This window comes from Mesorhizobium sp. WSM1293 (assembly GCF_000513875.1).
Classification (GTDB): Bacteria; Pseudomonadota; Alphaproteobacteria; order Rhizobiales; family Rhizobiaceae; genus Mesorhizobium; species Mesorhizobium ciceri.
Map to the genome: position 1 here is coordinate 344,447 of NZ_AZUV01000001.1, position 21,373 is coordinate 365,819.

Annotated in this window: 19 protein-coding genes; 5 read left to right on the forward strand and 14 right to left on the reverse strand. The window is 63.4% G+C overall.

The features are described from left to right. Positions 1-67: 67 nt before the first annotated feature. The 7 genes from M729_RS0101775 to M729_RS1000000136420 all read right to left on the reverse strand — a co-directional run bounded on the left by M729_RS0101775 (position 68) and on the right by M729_RS1000000136420 (position 9,354). Entirely contained in the window at positions 68-3,229 is a 3,162-nt protein-coding gene (locus M729_RS0101775; protein WP_027160580.1) for an efflux RND transporter permease subunit, read from the reverse strand. After that, positions 3,226-4,500 (reverse strand): efflux RND transporter periplasmic adaptor subunit, encoded by a 1,275-nt coding sequence (locus tag M729_RS0101780; RefSeq protein ID WP_027160581.1) that lies wholly within the window; start codon positions 4,498-4,500, stop codon positions 3,226-3,228. The genes M729_RS0101775 and M729_RS0101780 overlap by 4 nt, the downstream gene beginning before the upstream one ends. A gap of 247 nt (positions 4,501-4,747) precedes the next feature. Next, the gene (locus M729_RS0101785) at positions 4,748-5,344 is read right to left on the reverse strand and encodes a LysE family translocator (RefSeq protein ID WP_024501399.1); all 597 of its coding nucleotides are present in this window, start codon (positions 5,342-5,344) and stop codon (positions 4,748-4,750) included. 132 nt (positions 5,345-5,476) lie between these two features. After that, the gene (ilvN, locus tag M729_RS0101790) at positions 5,477-6,049 is read right to left on the reverse strand and encodes an acetolactate synthase small subunit (protein WP_013531048.1); all 573 of its coding nucleotides are present in this window, start codon (positions 6,047-6,049) and stop codon (positions 5,477-5,479) included. An 85-nt stretch (positions 6,050-6,134) separates the two neighbouring features. Next, a complete protein-coding gene (locus M729_RS0101795) occupies positions 6,135-7,916 on the reverse strand; it encodes an acetolactate synthase 3 large subunit (RefSeq protein WP_081714172.1) in 1,782 nt (593 codons plus the stop codon). Positions 7,917-8,173: 257 nt separating this feature from the next. Further along, positions 8,174-8,485, reverse strand: a complete 312-nt coding sequence (locus M729_RS1000000139110; protein WP_245267529.1) for a hypothetical protein — start codon at positions 8,483-8,485, stop codon at positions 8,174-8,176. A gap of 14 nt (positions 8,486-8,499) precedes the next feature. Then, positions 8,500-9,354, reverse strand: coding sequence for a DUF6600 domain-containing protein (locus M729_RS1000000136420; RefSeq protein WP_027160583.1), 855 nt, complete (start codon positions 9,352-9,354; stop codon positions 8,500-8,502). 420 nt (positions 9,355-9,774) lie between these two features. On the opposite strand from M729_RS1000000136420, the gene M729_RS0101810 reads away from it, so the two are divergent. Continuing rightward, positions 9,775-11,577, forward strand: a complete 1,803-nt coding sequence (locus tag M729_RS0101810; protein WP_027160584.1) for an NAD(P)/FAD-dependent oxidoreductase — start codon at positions 9,775-9,777, stop codon at positions 11,575-11,577. A gap of 71 nt (positions 11,578-11,648) precedes the next feature. On the opposite strand, the gene M729_RS0101815 is transcribed toward M729_RS0101810, so the two are convergent. Together M729_RS0101815 and M729_RS0101820 are read right to left on the reverse strand one after the other, a co-directional pair. Continuing rightward, on the reverse strand, positions 11,649-12,239 hold the full coding sequence (locus M729_RS0101815; protein ID WP_027160585.1) for an HD domain-containing protein: 591 nt from the start codon (positions 12,237-12,239) through the stop codon (positions 11,649-11,651). Beyond that, positions 12,236-13,387, reverse strand: coding sequence for a gamma-butyrobetaine dioxygenase (locus tag M729_RS0101820; protein WP_027160586.1), 1,152 nt, complete (start codon positions 13,385-13,387; stop codon positions 12,236-12,238). Before M729_RS0101820 ends, M729_RS0101815 begins: the two co-directional genes overlap by 4 nt. Before the next feature lie 121 nt (positions 13,388-13,508). Between M729_RS0101820 and M729_RS0101825 the strand changes: the two genes are divergently transcribed. Next, positions 13,509-14,384, forward strand: coding sequence for a LysR family transcriptional regulator (locus M729_RS0101825; RefSeq protein ID WP_024501405.1), 876 nt, complete (start codon positions 13,509-13,511; stop codon positions 14,382-14,384). Positions 14,385-14,411: 27 nt separating this feature from the next. Here the strand turns inward: M729_RS0101825 and M729_RS0101830 are convergent, their stop codons facing one another. The 3 genes from M729_RS0101830 to M729_RS0101840 are packed head-to-tail and all read right to left on the reverse strand — an operon-like array spanning position 14,412 to position 15,836. Next, a complete protein-coding gene (locus M729_RS0101830; protein ID WP_027160587.1) occupies positions 14,412-14,915 on the reverse strand; it encodes a GNAT family N-acetyltransferase in 504 nt (167 codons plus the stop codon). A gap of 44 nt (positions 14,916-14,959) precedes the next feature. Further along, entirely contained in the window at positions 14,960-15,268 is a 309-nt protein-coding gene (locus M729_RS0101835) for a hypothetical protein (protein ID WP_013531040.1), read from the reverse strand. 4 nt (positions 15,269-15,272) lie between these two features. Continuing rightward, complete coding sequence (locus M729_RS0101840) at positions 15,273-15,836, reverse strand: XRE family transcriptional regulator (RefSeq protein ID WP_027160588.1); 564 nt, start codon at positions 15,834-15,836, stop codon at positions 15,273-15,275. Positions 15,837-15,990: 154 nt separating this feature from the next. Between M729_RS0101840 and M729_RS0101845 the strand changes: the two genes are divergently transcribed. Next, complete coding sequence (locus M729_RS0101845) at positions 15,991-17,820, forward strand: ATP-binding protein (RefSeq protein WP_024501408.1); 1,830 nt, start codon at positions 15,991-15,993, stop codon at positions 17,818-17,820. A 217-nt stretch (positions 17,821-18,037) separates the two neighbouring features. Here M729_RS0101845 and M729_RS0101850 read toward each other — a convergent pair whose 3' ends face one another. Both M729_RS0101850 and miaA read right to left on the reverse strand, forming a co-directional pair. Next, positions 18,038-18,829: a GGDEF domain-containing protein gene (locus tag M729_RS0101850; RefSeq protein WP_013531037.1), complete on the reverse strand. Its 792-nt coding sequence runs from the start codon at positions 18,827-18,829 to the stop codon at positions 18,038-18,040. Between the two features lie 105 nt (positions 18,830-18,934). Continuing rightward, positions 18,935-19,903, reverse strand: a complete 969-nt coding sequence (miaA, locus tag M729_RS0101855; protein WP_027160589.1) for a tRNA (adenosine(37)-N6)-dimethylallyltransferase MiaA — start codon at positions 19,901-19,903, stop codon at positions 18,935-18,937. Between miaA and serB the strand changes: the two genes are divergently transcribed. Both serB and M729_RS0101870 read left to right on the forward strand, forming a co-directional pair. Next, on the forward strand, positions 19,893-20,780 hold the full coding sequence (serB, locus tag M729_RS0101865) for a phosphoserine phosphatase SerB (protein ID WP_027160591.1): 888 nt from the start codon (positions 19,893-19,895) through the stop codon (positions 20,778-20,780). The two genes, miaA and serB, sit on opposite strands and share 11 nt — an antisense overlap. After that, positions 20,777-21,349 carry a GNAT family N-acetyltransferase gene (locus M729_RS0101870; RefSeq protein ID WP_013531034.1) on the forward strand — a complete coding sequence of 191 codons (573 nt, stop codon included), beginning with the start codon at positions 20,777-20,779 and terminating at the stop codon, positions 21,347-21,349. Before serB ends, M729_RS0101870 begins: the two co-directional genes overlap by 4 nt. The last annotated feature ends 24 nt before the right edge of the window (positions 21,350-21,373 follow it).

The following is a 21,373-nucleotide window of genomic DNA, read 5'->3' on the forward strand; positions in this document are numbered from 1 at the left end:
ACGGTTCCGGCGATGCCACCGCAAGCGCGACGGCTTGGGCCAGCGGACCATGGCGCCGGCCCTGCCTCTATTCGGCGGCCGCCCGCTGCGGCTCGGGCAGCATGTCTTCCCTGGGCTTGAACAGCGAGGGCTGATCCCCCGCTTCGACCGAGCCCGGCTCGCCCTTGCGCTTCGACCAAAGCCCGACCAGCCAGCCCGAGAAATTCTCCATGTAGACATAGATCACCGGCGTCACGAACAGGGTCAGTGCCTGCGAGGCAAGCAGGCCGCCGACAACGGCAACGCCCAGCGGCTGGCGCAGTTCGGCGCTGGCGCCGGTGCCGAGCGCAATCGGGAACGTGCCCATGAGTGCCGCCAGCGTAGTCATCATGATCGGCCTGAAGCGCATCAGGCAGGCCTTGTGGATCGACTCGGTCGCCGACATGCCTTCTCGTCGCAGTTCGAGCGCGACATCGACCATCATGATGCCGTTCTTCTTGACGATGCCGATCAGCATCAGGATGCCGATCACCGCGATGACCGACAGATCCATGCCGGCGAAGCGCAGCGCAACGACCGCTCCCAGTACGGCCGACGGCAGGCCGGTGAGGATGGTCAGCGGGTGGATGAAGCTTTCGTAGAGGATGCCGAGCACGATGTAGATGGTCAGGATTGCGCCGCCGACCAGAAAACCCTGGTTGGCCAGCGAATCCTGGAAGGTCTTGGCCGTGCCGGCAAAGGTCGTCGAGATCACCGTCGGCATGCCGATCTGCTCTTTTAGCGCATTGATGCGCGTCACACTGTCGCCCAGCGCCACGCCCTGCGGCAGATTGTAGGAGATGGTCACGGCTGGAAGCTGGCCGAGCTGGTTGACGGTCAGGGCGCCGGCCGTGCGATCGACGCGGGCGAAGGCGCCGAGCGGAACAAGACTGCCGCTCGCCGTCCTCATCTGGATGGCCAGCATCCGCTCGGGCGACCACTCGATCTTGGGATCGAGCTCGGTGATGACTTCATAGCTGTCGGCCGAACCGAAGATGGTCGAAACCTGGTCGGTGCCGAACCCGCCATAGAGGGCGGAGCGCAACGTGTCGGTATCGATACCGAGTTGGGCGGCCTTGTCGCGATCCACCACCAGCGTCGCCTGCAGCGCATTGTTCTGCAGGTCGCTGGTGACGTCGGTGAAGTTCGCATGGTCGGCCGCCATCGCGTCGTTCAGTTTCTGCGCCCAAATATCGGTAAGGCCGGTATCAAGGCCCTGAACCACGAGCTGGTAGGCGCTTGCGGACGACCGCGAGCCCAGCCTCAAATTCTGCACCGGCTGCATGTAGGTCTCGATGCCCGCCACGCCGGCCAGTTGCTTGCGCAGATCCGCAAGCACCTTCTCGATATCGGGGCGCTGGTCCTTGCCCTTGAGCTGGACGAAGAGCTGCCCCTGGTTGAGCGCGTTGTTGCCGCTGCCCGCCGACCACGCCACATGGTCGACATAGGGCGAATGCGAGAAGACGCTGGCGACCTGCCCTTGCAGCCTGGACATGGCGTCGAACGAGATGTCCTGACGTGCGATGGTGGTCACCGATATCTGGCCGATATCCTCTTGCGGGAAGAAGCCCTTCGGCGAGATCTGGATCAGCCACACCGACGCTGCCGCGGTGCCGACGAAGACGAGGAACACCAGGAAGGTGTGCCGCAGGCAGAAGCTCAAGACCCTGTCGTAGCCGCGCGTGACGAGGTCCTGCTTGTGACCGGGGCCATGCTTGTCGCGGTCGGCTTTGGTCACCGACAGCAGCCGCGAGCACAGCATCGGCGTCAGCGTCAGCGACACGAACATCGACGCCAGGATGGCGACCGTCACCACCACGGCGAACTCGTTGAAGATGCGCCCGATGACGCCGCCCATCAGCAGCACGGGGATGAAAACCGCCACCAGCGAGATCGAGATCGAGATGATGGTGAAGCCGATTTCGCGCGCGCCCTTCAGCGAGGCGTCGAAGGCCGACAGCCCGTCCTCCTCCATGTGGCGGAAGATGTTTTCAAGCATCACGATGGCGTCGTCGACGACGAGGCCGACCGCCAGGGTCAGGCCCATCAGCGAGATGTTGTCGATGGAAAAGCCGAATAGGAACATCGCGCCGAGCGTGGCGATCAGCGAGATCGGCACCGCCACGGCCGGGATGATTGTCGCCGTCACCCGGCGCAGGAACACGAAGATCACCATGATGACCAGGGCAATGGTGAGCAGCAGCGTGAACTGCACGTCGCTGACCGCCTGCCGGATCGAACTGGAGCGGTCGTTAAGCAACTTGATGTCGGCGGCGGCCGGCATCTGGTCCTTGAAGGACGGCAGCATCGCCTTGACCTTGTCGACGACGTCGACAGTGTTGGCGTCGGGCTGGCGCTGCACGGCCATGATGATCGCGCGCGTACCGTCGTACCAACTTGCGGTCGTGGTCGTCTGCACCGAATCGACCACGCGGGTCACCTCGCCCAGCCGTACCGGGTGACCGTTTTTGGTGGCGATGATGATGTTGGAGAAACCGGCGGCGTCGGTCAGCTGCGTGTTGGCGGTGATGGTGAGCTGCTGCTTGTCGTTCTGGAGCACGCCGAGCGGCGTGTTGCTGTTGGCCGAGGCAACCGCCGCCTGCAGCTGATCGATCGAGATGCCGCGTGCGGCAAGCGCGGTCGGGTCGATCTGGATGCGCACCGCGTATTTCTGCTGGCCGAAGATCGAGACCTGCGCCACGCCGTCGATGGTCGACAGCGACGGCGAGATGACGTTTTCCGCGAACGCATCGAGGTCGGTCAGCGGAACCGTGTCGCTGACCAGCGACATCAAAAGGATCGGCGCGTCGGCCGGATTGACCTTGCGATAGCTCGGCGGCGCCGTCATCTGCGGCGGCAATGATTTCTGCGTGCGCGCGATCGCCGCCTGCACGTCGGCCGCCGCCGCGTCGATGTCGCGGTTGAGCACGAACTGGATGGCGATCGAAGTCTGGCCAAGCGAGTTGGTGGTCGAGATCGAATCGATGCCGGCGATGGTGGCGAACTGCTTGATCAGCGGCGTCGCCACCGATGTCGCCATGGTTTCCGGCGAGGCGCCGGGCAGCGAGGCCGAGACGTTGACCACCGGGAATTCGGCGCTGGGCAGTGCCGCCACCGGCAGGAACTTGTAGGCGAACAGCCCGCCCAGCACGAGGGCGAACGACATCAGAAGGGTGGCGACGGGCCGGCGTATGCAGAATTCGGAAATCATTGGGCCGCCTCGCCGGCGCTGGTCGCCTCGGCCACCTTGGGCGCAGCGGCACCCGCTGTGGTCTTGCCTTCATGCACCGCGGCGCCGTCCTTCAGCCGTGTCTGGCCCTCGGTGACAACCTTCTCACCGCTTTTCAGCCCCTGGCTGATGGCGCTGTTGTCGCCTTCGGTCAGCGCCACCTGCACCGGCCGCATCTCGACCGTGTTGTCCGGCTTGACCACATAGACGAACGGGCCCTTCTGGCTTGGCTGCACCGCGACGGTAGGAACCGATGTCATCTGCGGCATGATGCCGGCGTCGAGCACGACATTCACATACTGGCCGGGCCATAGCGAAAGGTCGGCATTGGGAATACTTGCCCGCGTCGCGATAGTGCCCGACGCGGTGTCGACGCTGGAGTCGACGAAATCGAGCGTGCCCTTGCCGATCGGCGTCGGGTCACCATCCTTGGTCAGTGTCACCGCGCCCTGCTGCGGATTGGCAAGCGCCTTGTGCAGCAGGGCGAGATTGCTTTCCGGCAGATTGAAGTTGACCTGCAGCGGGTCCATCTGGGTGATGGTCACCAGCGGGGTCGCCGTGCTGCTGTTGCCATTGCTGACGGTGACGAGATCGCCGACGGCGACGCTGACCGCACCCAACCTGCCGGAAATCGGCGCCGTGATCGTGGCGAAGCCAAGCTGGACATTGTCGGCGTCGATTGTCGCCTTGTCGGCGTCAACGGTCGCAGCGGCAGCCTTCTGCGCGGCGACGGCCTGGTCGTAGGTCTGCTGCGTGCCGGCCTGCTTGGCAACCAGATCCTTGGCGCGCTGGAGATCGGAATTCGAACTGGCAAGCAGCGCCTGATCCTTGGCGAGCGCCGCTTGATCCTTTGCCAGCTGCGCCTTCAGCGCCCGGTCATCGAGCGAGAACAGAACGTCGCCGACCCTGACCATCTGCCCATCCTTGACGTCGATCGAGACGATCTGGCTGGACACCCGCGCGTTGATGTTGACGACGGCGGGAGACGAGACGAAGCCGATCGCATAACGCCGGATCGGGAAATCGGCTGTCGAGGCGACGGCCGAGAGGATGGAAGCCGAGCGGGCGGCACCGCCGCCACCTGCCACCTTGTCGCCCGCTGCCGGCTTGCCGGTTGCCGATTTGTCCGCGGCAGCGACCTGCTTTGCGCCGATGAGCTGCTGAGCCTTGCTCAGCGCGTCCGGAGACACATAGAGCCAGGCCGCGCCCGCACAGGCGACGGCAAGCAACGAAAGAACGACTTTTCCACGCATGGTCAAAGGCCCTCTCCACCCGACACGTCGTGGTCCGATGGTTCTACTCTAGCGCAAATCACGGCCCGTTGCCGCGATTTCGCCGAATAGATAGGACGCGCCTTTGTCGGAAAAGGGCCAAAACACGGCATTACGAAGATTTAATGTGCACTGCACAATGGATGTGCAACACGGGCTGAATCCCCATCCGACGGCTTGCGAGCCATCGCCTTCCGGCCTGAGACGACCAGAATGTGCGCGTCTCGACCTATTTGAGCATCGGCCAAAGCGTCGCCGCCAGCAGCACGCCCATGGCGATGTTGAACCATTTCAGCCGTACCGGGTCCGACAGGAAACCGCGCAGCGCGGTGCCGAACCCAGCCCACACCGAGACGCTCGGTAAATTAACGATGGTGAAGGCCACAGCGATCAACACCACCGACAGGAACGGGTGCTCGGCATTGGCATAGACGGCCATGGCGGTGATCGCCATCACCCACGCCTTGGGATTGACCCACTGGAATGCAGCCGCCTCGATGAAGCGCATCGGCCGCGCCTTCGTCTCGCCCTTGCCGGTCAGCGTGCGCGACATGGCGATCTTCCAGGCGAGGTACAAAAGATAGGCGCCGCCGGCGATCTTGAGCGCGGTATGCAGCGCCGGAAACGCCGTCAACACAGCGCCAAGGCCAAGACCGACGGCAAGCAGCAGCACGAGGAAACCCATGCTGATGCCAAGCATGTGCGGAACGGTTCTGACGATGCCGAAATTCACGCCCGATGCCAGAAGCATGAGATTGTTCGGCCCCGGCGTGATCGAAGTCACCAAGGCGTAGACAAGCAGGGCAAGGAAAGCGTCAAGCGACATGGATATCCTCCCCGACAAGTCAGGATCGTTGTCTTTTCTAGGCAACCCGCAAAGGCCCACGGACGGCCCACAGCGGGGCCAGAAGCCTCACTGTGGAAGCTGGCTGGCGCGCCCGGCGCCAGCACCGAAGGCCTACATCGCCTGCGGGCCGCGGTTCAACGCCGCCACGCCGGTGCGGCAGATTTCGACCAGGCCGAGCGGCTTCATGATGGCGATGAACTGATCGATCTTGGAGCCCTTGCCGGTGATCTCGAAGATGAAATGCTCGGTGTTGGCGTCGATGACGCTGGCGCGGAACGCATCGGCCAGCCGCAGCGCCTCGACCCGGGCCTCGCCGATGCCGGCGACCTTGACCAGCGCCAGTTCGCGCTCCAGCGGCCGCTCCTGGCCGGATTCATGCGAGCGCACGGTCAGGTCGACGACGCGGTGCACCGGCACGATGCGCTCCAGCTGGTGCTTGATCTGCTCCAGCACATGCGGCGTGCCGCGCGTCACGATGGTGATGCGCGACAGGTGTTTTTCATGCTCGGTCTCGGAGACGGTCAGGCTCTCGATGTTGTAGCCGCGCCCGGAAAATAGGCCGATGACCCGGGCAAGCACGCCCGGCTCATTGTCGACCAGCACGGAAAGCGTGTGGTTTTCCGGCTTTTCCGTTTCCTTGGCGATAAAATAGGCCGAACCGGTCGGTTGTAGCTGTGCGTTCATGACATGAATCTCGATTTCAAGCTCTTGAGCTAATTCGTTGTTTGCGCAGGGCTTTCTCGCGACAGCCCTGCCTTGGTTCTGCCGGCTACACCAGTTCCCTGCCCTTGGCGTCGATGGCATTGGCCACCGCCTCGTCGGTCGCCTCGTCGGGCAACAGCATCTCGTTATGCGCCTTGCCCGACGGGATCATCGGGAAGCAGTTGGCGAGCGTCGCCACGCGGCAATCGAACAGCACCGGCTTCCTGACCGAGATCATCTCCTTGATCGCGTCGTCCAGCTCGTCCGGCTTTTCGCAGCGAATGCCGTGGCCGCCATAGGCCTCGGCCAGCTTGACGAAGTCCGGCATCGCCTCGGTATAGGAATGCGACAGCCGGTTGCCGTGCAGCAATTGCTGCCACTGCCGCACCATGCCCATATACTGGTTGTTGAGGATGAAGATCTTGATCGGCGCGTCGTGCTGCACCGCCGCGCTCATCTCCTGCATCGTCATCTGCACCGAGGCGTCGCCCGCAATGTCGATGACCAAAGCGTCGGGATGCGCGATCTGCACGCCGAGTGCTGCCGGCAGGCCATAACCCATCGTGCCCAGCCCGCCCGACGTCATCCAGCGGTTCGGCTTCTCGAAACGATAGTGCTGCGCCGCCCACATCTGGTGCTGGCCGACCTCGGTGGTGATGTAGGTGTCCATGCCCTTGGTCAGTTCGTAGAGCCGCTCGATGGCGTATTGCGGCATGATCACGTCGTTGTTCATCTTGTAGGCGAGCGAGTCGCGCGCACGCCATTTGGCGATCTGCTCCCACCAGGGGTAGAGCGCCTTCTTGTCGGCCTTGGCGCTCGCCCGCCACAGCCGCACCATATCCTCCAGCACCCGGCCGACATCGCCGATGATCGGCACCTCGGTGTGGACGTTCTTGTTGATCGACGACGGATCGATGTCGATGTGGATCTTCTTCGAGTTCGGCGAGAAGGCGGTCAGCCGGCCGGTGATGCGGTCGTCGAAGCGCGCGCCGATGCAGATCATCACGTCGCAATCATGCATGGCCATGTTGGCTTCATAGGTGCCGTGCATGCCGAGCATGCCCATCCAGTTCTTGCCTGATGCCGGATAGGCGCCGAGGCCCATCAGCGTCGAGGTGATCGGGAAACCGGTGAGATCGACCAGTTCGCGCAGCAGATGGCTCGCTTCCGGGCCGGAATTGATGACGCCGCCGCCGCTGTAGATGATCGGCTTCTTGGCGCCCGCCATCAACTCGACCGCCGCCTTGATCTTCTCCAGGTCGCCCTGGACCTTTGGCTGGTAGCTGGTGCGTGGCGCGATCTGCGGCGGGACATAGAATCCCTTGGCGAACTGCACATCCTTCGGGATGTCGACGACGACCGGACCGGGACGGCCGGTGGTCGCGACATGAAAGGCCTCGTGGATGGTGGCGGCGAGCTCGTTGACGTCCTTCACCAGCCAGTTGTGCTTGGTGCAGGGGCGCGTGATGCCGACCGTATCGCATTCCTGAAAAGCGTCCGAGCCGATCAGCGAGGTCGGCACCTGCCCGGTCAGGCAGACCAGCGGGATCGAATCCATCAACGCGTCCTGCAGCGGCGTCACCGCATTGGTGGCGCCCGGGCCGGAGGTCACCAGCATCACGCCGGCCTTGCCGGTCGAACGCGCATAGCCTTCCGCCGCATGGCCGGCGCCCTGCTCATGGCGCACCAGTATGTGCTCGACCTCGTCTTGCTGAAAAATCTCGTCATAGATCGGAAGGACAGCGCCGCCGGGATAGCCGAAGACATGCTTGACGCCATTGTCCTTCAGCGCCTGCACCACCATTTCGGCGCCCGTCATCTCGCGCCGCTCGTTCTGTCCGTTGCTCATCGGTCTGGTCCCGTACTGTCGCCATTGGGCGTTTGCTGGTCGTTTAGTCGTGTTTCAGGCAATAAAAAAGGCCCCCGAGGGAGCCTGTGTCTTGCGCATGGGGGGTTTTCGCCCGGCGGTTACACCGCCTTGCCCACGCGCTTTCCTACGAGAATGAGTGCTGTTTTCATGGTGGCGGACACTAAGGGCGGGCAAGGCGACCTGTCAACGGGAAAAATCGCACCGGCGCGCACAGCGTGCCGGCGCGATTGAGGCGATCAGCCCGGCGCCTTGCAGCGGGAAACGCGCGGATCGCAGTTGGACACCTTCCTCGCCTGCATCTTCGCTGGCAGATGGTGAGGTGCCACCCTTGCCGGGCCATGGTGCTGGGGCACGTGCATTGCCATCGCCTGCTGATGCGGCTTCTGTTGCCCGGCACCGCGTGCAGGACGCTGCCCCGAGACCGGCTTGGCCGACCCCGGTTTGGCCGACGATTTGACAACGATACGTCCATCGCCCGCGGTCCTGTCGGCATGCAGCTTGAGCGCATCGGCCTTCGCGCCGTTGCCGGCGACCATCCGCTTGCGCACAGTGTTGCCAGGCTTCACGACGGCTGGATTGCTGGCAGCCACCGCGCTCGGAGACGTGGCCTTGTCGCCGCTGCAATCTTGGGGCCATGGCCCGCCACGATTTGCCCGTTCCCATTGGCCGCCTTGGTGGCAGGCAGTGCATTGCCGGCAAGCCTCTTGATCTCGGCGCCCCTGGAAGCATCGAGACGTGCACTGGCAAACACGCCTTTGGGCGGAGGAACCAGTCTTGCCGCCTTGATCGAGTCGATGACTGGCTTCGGGAGTTGCTGCAGCCGGGGTCCGGCATTGATTGCAACCACCTGGTTGCCAAGCCGCACGCGTGGCGCATTGTTGACCACGACCGTCTGGTTGATGAATGTCGTGTTGCGCACGATGACGACGTTCTCCTGAACCGGCCGCACCACCCTGACCAGATCCACCGCGCCGATCGCCGCCACCGGCACGAAACACCACCAGGCGTCGTCGAAGGCGACACCGACGTCGGGCGGCGCCGGAGCCCAGCCGACATCATTGCCGCCCTGACGCCAGACCACCCAGGCTGGCGCCCATTGATCGCCGGCGATCCACACCCAGCCGAAATCGGGATCATACGCCCAGCGGCCATAGTGATAGACGACATCGCCGAATGGCTCGGTGGACTGCCAGTACCAGCCATCGTCGGTCCAGACCCACCTGCCTTCGGTGTAGGGCCGCCATTGGGTACGCACCGAGGGAACCCAGACATCGCCGAAGCGGCTGGAGGTTCGCCATCCGCCATAGTTCGAAAGCCTTTCGCGGACGGTGACGGAAATTTCCGCCGCATGCGCCTGTGTTCCGGGCAGCACCAGCGGGCCGGTCAGCGTCGCACTCAAGGCGATGACCGCGGCCATTGCTGCAGCACGTCCACGCCGGCCGAGAAAGTGGCGTGAAGACGCTTGGAAAAAGGATATGATAATCACAACGGGCTCCAGAGTTCCGCATCCAGAAAATCCCAGGAACCGCCCTGCTGCCCGCCACCGCTTCCCGGCTTCTCACCGATCGGTTGTCATCGTCCCCGGTGACCGCATTGCGGCATTTGACCATCAACTTTGCGCGACCGGCGCGGCATTCACAAATGGGACGGTCGTTTCCGGCGCCCGGGCGATTGCGAAACCGCCGGGTGATCCCATTTTGCGAATAAACCATTGAAACCGCTGGAAACTATGGTGGGGCGTGACGAGGGCCGCCATCTCTGACGATACTTGATCGTCCGGCGGCAAGCCCGTCGGAGCCACCACCATGACGATCTGGATTTCACGGGAGGAAACCTGATGCTCGACAAGCCCTCTAGCAAGAAACTGTCTGACGTACTCGACCAGTTCGGCGCCGCGCTTGCTGCCAATGACATCGAGAAGGCGGTCGATTGCTTTCAAAAAGATTGCTACTGGCGCGACCTCGTTACCTTCACCTGGAACATCAAGACCATGGAAGGCCGCGACCAGGTCCGCGACATGCTGAAAAGCCAGTTGTCGAACACCAGGCCATCGCACTTCGCCATCGCCAAGGGCGAGGACGCGACCGAGAGCGGCGAACTGATCGAGGGCTGGATCAGCTTCGAGACGGAGGCGGCACGCGGCTTCGGCCATATCAGGCTGAAGAACGGCAAGATCTGGACGCTGCTGACCACCATGGCCGAACTGAAAGGCCACGAGGAGCCGGCAGGCTTCGCGCGGCCGATGGGCGCCAGGCACGGCTCGGGCAAGAACCGTCCGACATGGAAGGAAGAGCGCGAGAGGGAAGCCGCCGAGCTCGGCTTCAAGACGCAGCCCTATACGGTGATCATCGGTGGCGGCCAGGGCGGTATCGCGCTCGGCGCGCGGCTGCGGCAGCTTGGCGTGCCGACCATCATCATCGAGAAGAACGAGCGTGCCGGCGACAGCTGGCGCAAGCGCTACAAGTCGCTCTGCCTGCATGACCCGGTCTGGTACGACCATCTGCCCTATATCGATTTCCCCAAGAACTGGCCGGTCTTCTCGCCCAAGGACAAGATCGGCGACTGGCTGGAAATGTACACCAAGGTAATGGAGCTGAATTACTGGTCCTCGACCGAGGCCAAAAGCGCCTCTTATGACGACAAGACGAAGGAATGGACCGTTGTCGTCCACCGTGACGGCAAGGACATCACGCTGAAGCCGAAGCAGCTGGTGCTGGCGACCGGACAGTCCGGCAAAGCCAATCTGCCGAAATTCAAGGGCATGGAGACCTTCGAGGGCGATCAGCACCACTCGTCGAAGCATCCGGGTCCCGACGCCTATGCCGGCAAAAAGGCCGTTGTCATCGGATCCAACAATTCCGCCCATGACATCGCTGCCGCACTTTGGGAAGCCGGCGCCGACGTGACCATGGTGCAGCGCTCAAGTACCCATATCTCCAGGTCCGACACGTTGATGGAAATCGGACTGGGTTCGCTCTATTCGGAGCAGGCGCTGCAGAATGGCATCACCACCGCCAAGGCCGATCTCATCTTCGCTTCGCTGCCCTACAAGATCCTGCACCAGTTCCAGATCCCGGCCTATGCCGAGATGAAGAAACGCGATGCGGCATTCTACAAGGGACTGGAAAAGGCCGGTTTCATGCTCGACTGGGGCGACGACGAGTCCGGCCTGTTCATGAAGTACCTCAGGCGCGGCTCTGGCTATTACATCGATGTTGGCGCATCGCAGTTGGTCATCGATGGTTCGATCAAGCTGAAGAGCGGCGTCGACGTCGAAGAGATCAAGCAGCACTCGGTCCTGCTCAGCGACGGGTCGGAACTGCCTGCGGACCTCATCGTCTACGCCACCGGCTACGGCTCGATGAACGGCTGGGCCGCCGATCTGATATCGCGCGAAACCGCCGACAAGGTCGGCAAATGCTGGGGCCTCGGCTCGAACACCACCAAGGATCCCGGCCCCTGGGAAGGCGAGTTGCGCAACATGTGGAAGCCTACACAGCAGGAAGCGCTGTGGTTTCACGGCGGCAACCTGCACCAGTCACGCCACTATTCACAATTCCTGGCGCTGCAGCTGAAAGCCAGGCAGGCCGGCTTGGCGACGCCGGTCTACGGGCTGCAGCAGGTGCATCACAAGGGGTAGGCGAGCGCGATTCCGGCGAAGCCGGAAGAAAGAAGGCAGGGCTTGCACCCTGCCTCCTTCCTTTGAGGGAATTACGCCGGCTTACCCGCCGCGAACTGCGTCACCACCCGCTGCAACAGCGGCACGTAATCGCGAAACGTCCGCGTCCTCATGTTGGCAATCTTGCCGCTCTCGTCCCAGATGCGGACCCGGACCGCTTCCTCATGGAACGGGTTCTTGCGGAACTCGGCCACCTCCTCGGCATTCATCGGCCCGCCCTGCAGCGACAGCGTATGCACCGAGGCCGGCGAAAGCCTGCCGAAATAGGTCGGATCGGTGGCGCAGAGATAGCGCTTGGCGGCGACATGCAGCCTGACGCATTCGACGATGACAGGTGGAAAGAACGGCGCCAGCACTTCGCCGCCGGCTTCGTCATGATGCTTGTCCTCGACATCCTCGGGCGAATAGGTGCCGAACTCGCTGGTGTAATGGCCAATGTCGTGCAGCAGCGCCGCCGCCACCAGCTCGTCCGGCGCGCCGTCCTTTTCGGCGAACCAGGCGCCCTGCAGCATGTGCTCCGACATGGTGACGGGTTCGCCGAGGTAGGATTCCGCACCCCGGCGCTCGAAGATGTCGGCAATGAATTCGACGATATTGTCCGCGTTCAAATCCTGGCTGCTCATTCCGCCGCCTCCTTGAACCCGTGTTCTATCGACGCGAGCGTCGACAGCAGGCCATCCTTGTCGGCGTAACAGCCCTGCAGCCAGCGCTTGCCGGTTCCGGAAAACGCCTTGCGGGCGTGCATGACGCGCGTGTTGTCGACGATGAAAGCCTGCCCCGCTTCGAGCTTGAACGTCACTTCGAAGGATGTATCCTCGATCAGTTCGGCGAACCGGCGGTAGGCCGCGTAGTACGCCTCCATATCGGCGAAGGGCACGTCGACCGTCGGCGCCAGCGAGCGGTTGTTGAAGCGGATGCAGATCAGCTCGCCATCGGGCCCGAGCTCGATCATCGGCCGCTTCGCCTGCAGCCGCACACCGGAAGAGCCGGCATATTCGAAGCGCGCCGGGCATGAGCTCAGCAGCCGGAAGCCTTCCGGGTTCTCAGCCTGCAGCGCAGCCGCGACGGCAAATCCGTCGACGACGCTGGATTCGCCGCCCTCAACCGTATTCTCGATGCAGGACAGGATCTGCAGCGTCGGCACGGGGTCGCGATAGGGATTGTCGGTATGCGCCTGGAGCCCGAGATTGGTGTAGGCGAGATTGCTCGGATTGACCTCGGCGCGCACTTCGAACCAGCGGCCGTAATTGGTCTCCCTGATATAGCCGAACAGATCGGACACCTTGCACAGCGCTCCGGATTCGGTCGGCAGATCGTCCATCACCGCGAAGCCATAGGTTTTCACCGCCGACAGCCATTGCCCCAGCACAGCGCGATCGCGGCTGGCCGCAGCATAGCCGGCGCGCGGCACCGAATTCTGCATCGAGGCCTTGGTCCATCGCACGGTGGCCTCGTCCGTCCAGCCGGGCTGGCGGGCCGCGTCACGATCATAGGCGTTGGCGCTCAGCCATGCCGCCGGGAAACTCACTGTTTTCTGCTCCGGCACGAAGCTGACTTCCAGGGCACCGCCCTTGACCGATGCCGCGCCGATCCTGGTGTCGGCGGGAATGTCGAGGATGGTGATCAACCGTTGGCCATTGCCGGCGCTGCGCGTCTTGTCGTCCAGCGCATTGTCGCGCAGCCACATGGCGTGAAAGCGGCTGCGCGACCCGTCCTTCCAGCCAAGTTCGATTGTTCTGCCTTCGTCGCCGATCAGCGCCTGGGTGAGCATGGAGATCCGTTCCTGTCCATTGCGTCCCCCGCAGCTGATCCGCGGGGTTTCGATTGCATGTTGATCGCGCGAGAGGCATAATTCAAATTATCATATTTTGGGCAATGACCACGATATACTAATGTCTCGAACCACACCCCTGCCGCCGCTCGACTGGCTGCGCAGTTTCGAGGCTGCGGCGCGGCTGTCGAATTTCACCGCTGCGGCAGCCGAGCTTGGCCTCACCCAGGCGGCCGTCAGCCAGCACATCCGGTTTCTCGAGGAGCGGCTGAAGACACGTTTGTTTTCGCGGCTGGCGCGCGGCGTCGCCCTGTCGCCGGAGGGGGCAGCCTACCTCCCCCACATCCAGTCGGCCTTCGCCACCATCGGCAACAGCACCGCAGAACTGTTCGAGCCGCGCGCCGTCCAGACCGTGACCATCCGGGCGCCGATTTCCTTTGCCTTGCTGATGCTGGTTCCGGCGCTGCCCGATCTCGCGAAGGCACTGCCGCGCATCCAGCTCGACCTGGTGACGATCCATCGCCCTACCGATTACGACCTGCCGGGCTCGGTGCTCGATATCCGTTTCGGCAACGGATCCTTCCCCGGCCGCGAAGCCGACAGGCTGACCGCCGAGCGGCTTGTGCCGGTGGCGGCTCCGGGTCTGGTCGGCGACGCAGACTGGACCTCCTTGCCGCTGCTTCTGGTTGCCGGCGCGCGCGAGATGTGGGCGGAATGGTTCGCTGCCGCCAGGCTGGCCGGCCATCCCAGGCGATCGCACCGCTTCGACAGCTTCGTTGCCGCCATGGAAGCGGCCAAGGCCGGCGCCGGCGTGCTTTTGGGCTCGCGGCCGCTGGTCGATGCGGCGCTCGATAGCAAGACGCTGGTCAGGCTTTCCGACTTCGAACTCTCCAGCACATCGGGCCATTTTCTGACCAAGGCGTCGACAGCGCGCCTAACCGGCGCCGAGCAGGATTTCCGCCAGTGGTTGCTGTCGCGCCTCTCCGCGCCGGCATGACCGGTTACGAGATTTGCCCGATCCGCTTCAGTAGATCAGCGTGCCGGTCAGCCCGCCATGCGGCTTCAGTGCATAGTCCGGTATCTCACCGGCCAGCGTGAAGCCCAACCGCTCATAGAGGCGTGAGGCGCCCTCCTCGGTTGCCGTGTCCAGAACCAGCAGCATGCGGCCCTTCTCCACCGCAAGCCTCTCGGCGGCCCGCATCAGGCGCGTTCCCACGCCCCTGCCCCGGTAGTCGGTGCGTGTCATCAGCTTGGCGATCTCGGCCCGGTGCGGCTGGTTGGGCGGACAGTCGAGCAGCAAGGTCACGGTGCCGACCAGGTTTTTGCCGTCCCAGGCGCCAAGCACCGCTCTTTCGCCCCTTGCCGCCGCGGCCAGCGATTTCTCCCAGAAACCCCTCGCCGCCTGCGGCGCCAACGGATGCACGAAGCTGACCGAACCGCCTGCCGCCACCGTTGCGACCAGCAATTCGGCCAGCCCGTCCTGCGTCTCGGCAGCCGGGGTCAGGGTTGCGATCTCGATCGAGTTCATGTGCGGGATATCCTGTGATTGCGATAGAAGCGGGCGCATTGCCGTCACTCCAGATGGCGCGCGCGGCGACGCTTTCGCGCCGCCTTGATGGCGCTGATGCGGTCGGCATCTTCGTGGCCGAGGTGCCGTCCGCGCTCGAGAATCTCGAGCGTGTACTCCTCGTAGGTCAGGCCAAGCCGCTCGGCTCTGTCCATGCGCAACAGCATGACCTCGTGGCTCGGCGCCTTCCACGCCTTGGCGTGCGCTGCCTGCCAGGCCAGGAAGATATAGGGATCGCCCGTGCCCCATGGCGGGCCCTTGTACTCATCGAGAGGCGGCCCCCCATTGTGGGAGCGCTTTGGTCTCTTTGCCATTGTGTCAGCCTCTGACCAGGGCGACCAGATAGTCGGCGCCGGGCTCCAGGGCATGGAAGGTGCAGTCCGACGGCGCCCCAAGCGCCAGGCAGTCGCCGGGCTCGAGCTTGTGCGCCATATCGCCTTCGATGAATTCGAGCCGCCCGGAAATCAGCCATATCTGCTGCTTGATGAAGGCGTATGAAGCAGCCGGAAAACTGACCCTGGCGCCCGCCGGCAGATGCACCTTGATCAGTTCCAGCGGCATATCGCCAGCCGGCGAAAGATGCCGCCTGACATAGCCGGTATCGGGATCGCGCCATACCGGCTGGTCGGCCTCGCGCAGCAGCCCGCCGCCCTGCAGCTCGGCGCGCGCGATCAAGGTCGACAGCGTCATGCCGAAGGCCGACGCGATGCGCACCAGAAGCGCCGCCGTCGGGCTGGTCTTGCCTCGCTCGATCGTGCTGAGCATCGCCTTCGAGACGCCGGAATGCTCCGCCAGTTCGGCCAGGGACCAGTCACGCATGACCCTTTCGGCGTGTATCCTGCGGCCTATCGTCGAGGAAATTTCGTTCGCTATATCATCCATATGTCTATTATAGCGAAATATCGACGCCGGAGAAGAGCCGCCTTGCGACAATTTTCACAGGCCCCTTAATGCTCTCTACACCATCCGACCTCATCGGGCCTTAACCCCATTCGGGTAGGATCGACTCTCCAGGGAAATGGGGATTGGCCTGTCCATGTATGTCGAACGCGAAGCCTCCGTGGGGGAACCGACCTCGCAGGAGCGCCGCCAGACCGAGCAGAACGACAAGCGCATCCTCGGCAATGTCGTGCAATGCGACGGCGCTCGCGCCACCATCAGCGCCTATGCGGACGATGCCGACGGCGCGGTGACCGGCCTGTGGACAGTCGGGAAGATGATTTCCATCAATCTCGGATCGACGCGAACCGTCGGCCTTGTCTACGCGATCGGCAAGTCGGACCGCGCCTGGAGCAATGAGGGCCAGAACGCCATCGAGGTCAGCATCGAGCTGATCGGCGAAGTCCGTGACGGTGCGGAGCCCGGCGCCAGACCGGTCTTCGACCGCGGCATCACCACCTATCCGCATATCGGCGCCGTTGCGCATCGCATCCGCACCCGCGACCTGCAGGCGGTCTATGACCTTGCCGGGCGTCATTCGATCACGATCGGCACGCTCGCGCAGGACGAGACGATCGCCGCCAACATCGCTATCGACGATACGCTGGCGCGTCACTTCGCCATTGTCGGCACGACCGGCGTCGGCAAATCCACCGCCGTTTCGCTGCTGCTGCGCAAGTCGATCGCGGCACGGCCGGATCTGCGCATCCTGATCCTCGACCCGCACAACGAGTTCGCGGCATCGCTGCCCGAATACTGCGTCAGGGTCGATTCCAAAACCTTGGATCTTCCGTTCTGGATGTTCACGCTGGAGGAATTCGCCGAGGTGCTGTTCCGGGGCCGCGAGACCGAGCCGGAAGAAATCGATGCCTTGCGCGACCTGATCCCGGCCGCCAAGAATCTCTACCGCAACCCGAATTCGGGCTCCTATATCAGGCGCGGCAGCGATGCGCTGACCGCCGATACGCCAGTGCCTTACCGCATCGCCGACCTGCTCAAGCAGATCGATGAGCGCATGGGCATGCTCGAAAGCAAGACCGATCGCCCGACGCTCAAATCGCTGAAGACGCGCATCGAATCGGCGGCGGCCGATCCACGTTATCGCTTCATGTTCAACTCGCGCCTGATCGAGGACACCATCCACGAGACGATCGGCAACATCTTCCGCGTGCCGCATCATGGCCGTCCCGTGACCTGCTTCGAGATGGCCGGCATGCCGTCCGAAGTGGTCAATTCCGTCTGTTCGGTGCTGGCGCGCCTGGCCTTCGATCTCGCTCTGTGGAGCGAAGGCAAGCTGCAGCTTCTGTTTTTGTGCGAAGAGGCGCACCGCTATATGCCGGCCGACCCGCGTCTCGGATTCGCGCCGACCAGGCATGCGCTGTCGCGCATTGCCAAGGAAGGCCGCAAATATGGCTGCTATCTCGGCGTCGTCACCCAGCGTCCGGGCGAGCTCGACCCGACCATCCTGTCGCAATGCTCGACCTTCTTCGCCATGCGGCTTGCCAATGAGCAGGACCAGGCGATCATCCGCTCGGCGATTGCCGACTCTTCCGCCTCGACGCTTGCCTTTCTGTCCTCGATGGGCCAGCGCGAAGCCATCGCCTTCGGCGAAGGCGTGGCGACGACCATGCGGCTGAAGTTCGAAAAACTGCCGAGCCACCTGCTTCCCGGCACCGCCAAACGCGAAGAGGCCACGTCGAAGCCGGGCGACGATGTCGATCTGGTGGCGATCGTGGAACGATTGCGCAACGTGCCGAAATCGACGCAGCAGGCGATGGCCTTCGCCGAGGTCGTGGATTCAGGCCGCCAGGCCGGCGACCCCGACTACCGCAAGCCACCCGCCGCACGCCCGCCATCGGACGACGATTTCGACATGCGCTACGGCCTCAAGCCCGCAACCTTCGGCCTGCGCCCGCAAAACGATTGAGCTTGCGACCCGGCTGTTCTGCCGGCCGATTGAGAAGCCGCGCTAAGCTCGCGCCCTGCCTGGACCGGTTGGGTAAATCCCGTCAGGGAATTCGTCAGGCCGAGTCGGGTGGTGCTGTTTTCGAGAACCGAAGCGGAGCGGACATTTGAGTCCGTGAGCATCGGAAGCACAGAAAACGGCGCCAGACGGCCAGCCTCACGAATTCAGGGACGGGATTTTAGGCGCAGACGCGGTTACGGCCTTGCCTCTTCGCCTCGTAAAGCTGGCGGTCAGCGCGGCGATAGAACTCTTCCGCTGTTTCCTTGCGGTCCCAGACGGCTAGCCCGACGCTGGTGGTGATCTTGAGGCGGACATTGCCCGACAGCACCGACATGTTGGCGATCGCCTTGCGGATGCGCTCGGCAAACTTGCCCAGAAGCTCGGCGTCCATGTTGGGCGTGACCACGGCGAACTCCTCGCCGCCCAATCGCGCCACCACATCGTGGTAGCGCGTCATATCCTTGAGACAGCTTGCGACGGCCTTGAGCACTTCGTCGCCGACGTCATGGCCGTGGGTGTCGTTGACCTGCTTGAAATGGTCGAGATCGAGGATCATCAGCCCGACGGGCTTTTCGATGCGCCGGAACTCCTCGAGATACTCCTTCAGCGCATCATCGAAATAGCGCCGGTTCTGCATGCCGGTCAGGCCGTCGGTCAGCGCCGCATGCTCGAGTGTTTCCGACCGCGCGCTGAGCGAGACCGTCATGGCGCGCAGCTTGCCCTCCTCCGTCGCCTGTTTTCGAATCAGCGGATAGATGAAGAAAATGCCGAAGAACAGCGCGGTGGCCAGGAGCACGCCGGTCGCGAACAAGAGCTTGTTGAGATAGATGACCTTGTCCAGACCCGAAGCCGTATGCAACTCGTCGGCGAAGGACTGCAGAAGTCCATAAGCATGCAGCGTCACCAGGCCGGCGGCCAGGATCACGAATATAAAGACGAAAAATGCTGATTCCGCCTTGTGAAAACGCATCTGCTCCCCGTTGGAAAAGTGCCCATCGACCTTATGGCATGGGCGGGCTTACGGAGGGTTAATTTGGACAACCACAACGGGAACCTTTCCTTGCAGGTAAACTTTTCAGGTTGCATCGGAAGCAAGCGCTGAGATCGTGGTTTCCAGATCATCACCGGGGTGCAACCTCAGCCATTCCGGCCCCAATTGATGCCTGAACCAGGTGGTTTGCCGCTTGGAATATTGCCTGGTCGCGATCTTGGCGCGTTCGATTGCCTCGGGAAAGCCAATCCCTCCGGCCATCGCCGCCTGCAGTTCGCGAACGCCGATCGCCTTCATCGCCGGCAATTCGGGATCGAGGCCAAGTGCCGCAAGCCGCTTGACCTCGTCCAGCGCGCCCTTGACCAGCATTTGGTCGAAGCGTTTGTCGATGCGTCCGACCAACGCCGCCCGATCCGGCTCGATCACCAGGAAACGCGCGCTTTGCCTGTCGATGAGCGGCTGGCCGCGCTCTGCCTGCCATTCCAGGATCGAACGGCCAGACGCATCGAGAACCTCCAATGCCCGCACGATGCGCTGGCTGTCGGTTGGCTTGAGCATCATGGCGGCCGCCGAATCCTCGCGCAGCAGCAGGCTGTGCAGCTTGACGGCGCCCTGCTCCTTCAATTCGTAGCGCCAACGGTCGCGGACCCGTTGCGGAATGTCGGGCATTTCCGAAATGCCCTCGGCTAATGCGCGAAAATAGAGCCCGGTGCCGCCGACAAAAATCGCTGTCCGTTCGGAGAATGTGCCGTCGTCGATCAGTTTCATCACGTCGCGCAGCCAGGCGCCGGTGGAATAGGGTGTCGCCGGATGGACATGGCCGTAGAGGAAATGCGGTGCGCGGGCGAGGTCGGCCGCCTCCGGCCGGGCGGTCAGCACGTCGAGCACCGAATAGCCCTGCATGGAATCCGTATTGACGATCACGCCACCCCTGCGCTCGGCCAGATCGAGCGCAAGCGCCGACTTGCCGCTGGCGGTCGGCCCGGCTATCAGGATCGCGTTCTTCACGCGGCCCTTGCCCGCCTGCCCGCCGGAATGTTCCATGCCGCTCATCGCCACGCTTGTTTCCCGTCCCACTGAGCGCGCTTTGTCGCTGTCGCTTGCGAATATGGCCTCACGGTCGGTCGGCGCAAGCGCTGTTGTCTGGCTGGCCGAAGGTATCGCCTGCGATCTCGTCCTGCCTGAGGCAGCCGACGCCGCCGCCACGAGTGCCGTCTTGCGCAGGGCACTCGCCAGCGAGGCGGTCGACGTGATCGTCCAAGAGGCCGAAACCCGCCGCAAGAAAATCCTGATCGCCGACATGGATTCGACCATGATCGACCAGGAATGCATCGACGAGCTGGCCGACGAGATCGGCGTCAAGGATCATGTTGCCACGATTACCGCGCGATCCATGAATGGCGAGATCGCCTTCGAACCGGCTTTGCGCGAGCGGGTGGCGTTGCTGAAGGGCCTCGACGCCGCCGTGGTCGATCGCATTGTCGCCAATCGCCTGACGCTGGCCTCGGGCGGCCGTGTTCTGGTCCGGACCATGCGCGCCAACGGTGCCTGGACGGCACTCGTGTCTGGCGGGTTCGAGGTCTTCACGACGCGAATCGCCGCAATGCTCGGCTTCCAGGAGAACCGCGCCAATCGCCTGCTCGAGCAGGACGGGCGCTTCACCGGCCTGGTCGGCGAACCTATCCTCGGCCGCGCCGCCAAGGCCGACGCGTTGATCGAAATTTCAGCGCGCCTCGGCCTGACGCCCGCCGACGCCATTGCCGTCGGTGACGGCGCCAATGATCTCGACATGATCCGCCTTGCCGGTACCGGTGTCGCGCTTCACGCCAAGCCGACGGTGGCGGCACAGGCCAAGGTCCGCATCGATCATGGCGACCTGACCGCGCTGCTCTATATGCAGGGCTACAGGCAGGAGGACTTTGTGCAATGAAACCAATGCGTACCGAGCGCCTGATCCTGCGCAACTGGGAGGATCGCGACCGCGACCTGTTCCACCGCATCAACTCCGACGACCGGGTGATGGAGTTCTTTCCATTCCGCCGTGACCGCGCCCAGGCGGATGCCAAGATGGACGAGCTCCGGGCCTGGACCACGAAGGACGGATACGGTTTTGCTGCCGCCGAGATCACCGCCACCGGTGAATGCATCGGCTTCATCGGTCTCCTCGACACCGATCATGTGCCATCCCTGCCAGCCGGCACCATCGAGATCGGCTGGCGGCTGGCACCTGAGTTCTGGGGCAAAGGCTATGTCACCGAGGCAGCCGAAGCGTGGCTGGCCTACGGCTTCGAGACACTTGGCCTCGATGAAATCGTGTCATTCGCCGTCGCGGCCAACCGCCGCTCCACCGCCGTCATGCAACGCCTCGGCATGAGCGCGGATCCGTCCGGCGATTTCGACCACCCCAGCATTCCCGACAGCCATCCGCATCTCAAACGGCATGTCCTCTACAGACTGTCGCGCCAGGACTGGCAGGCAAGAAAAAGGGCAGCTCGCTAGCCGCCCTTTTTTCAGTGTTGTCGT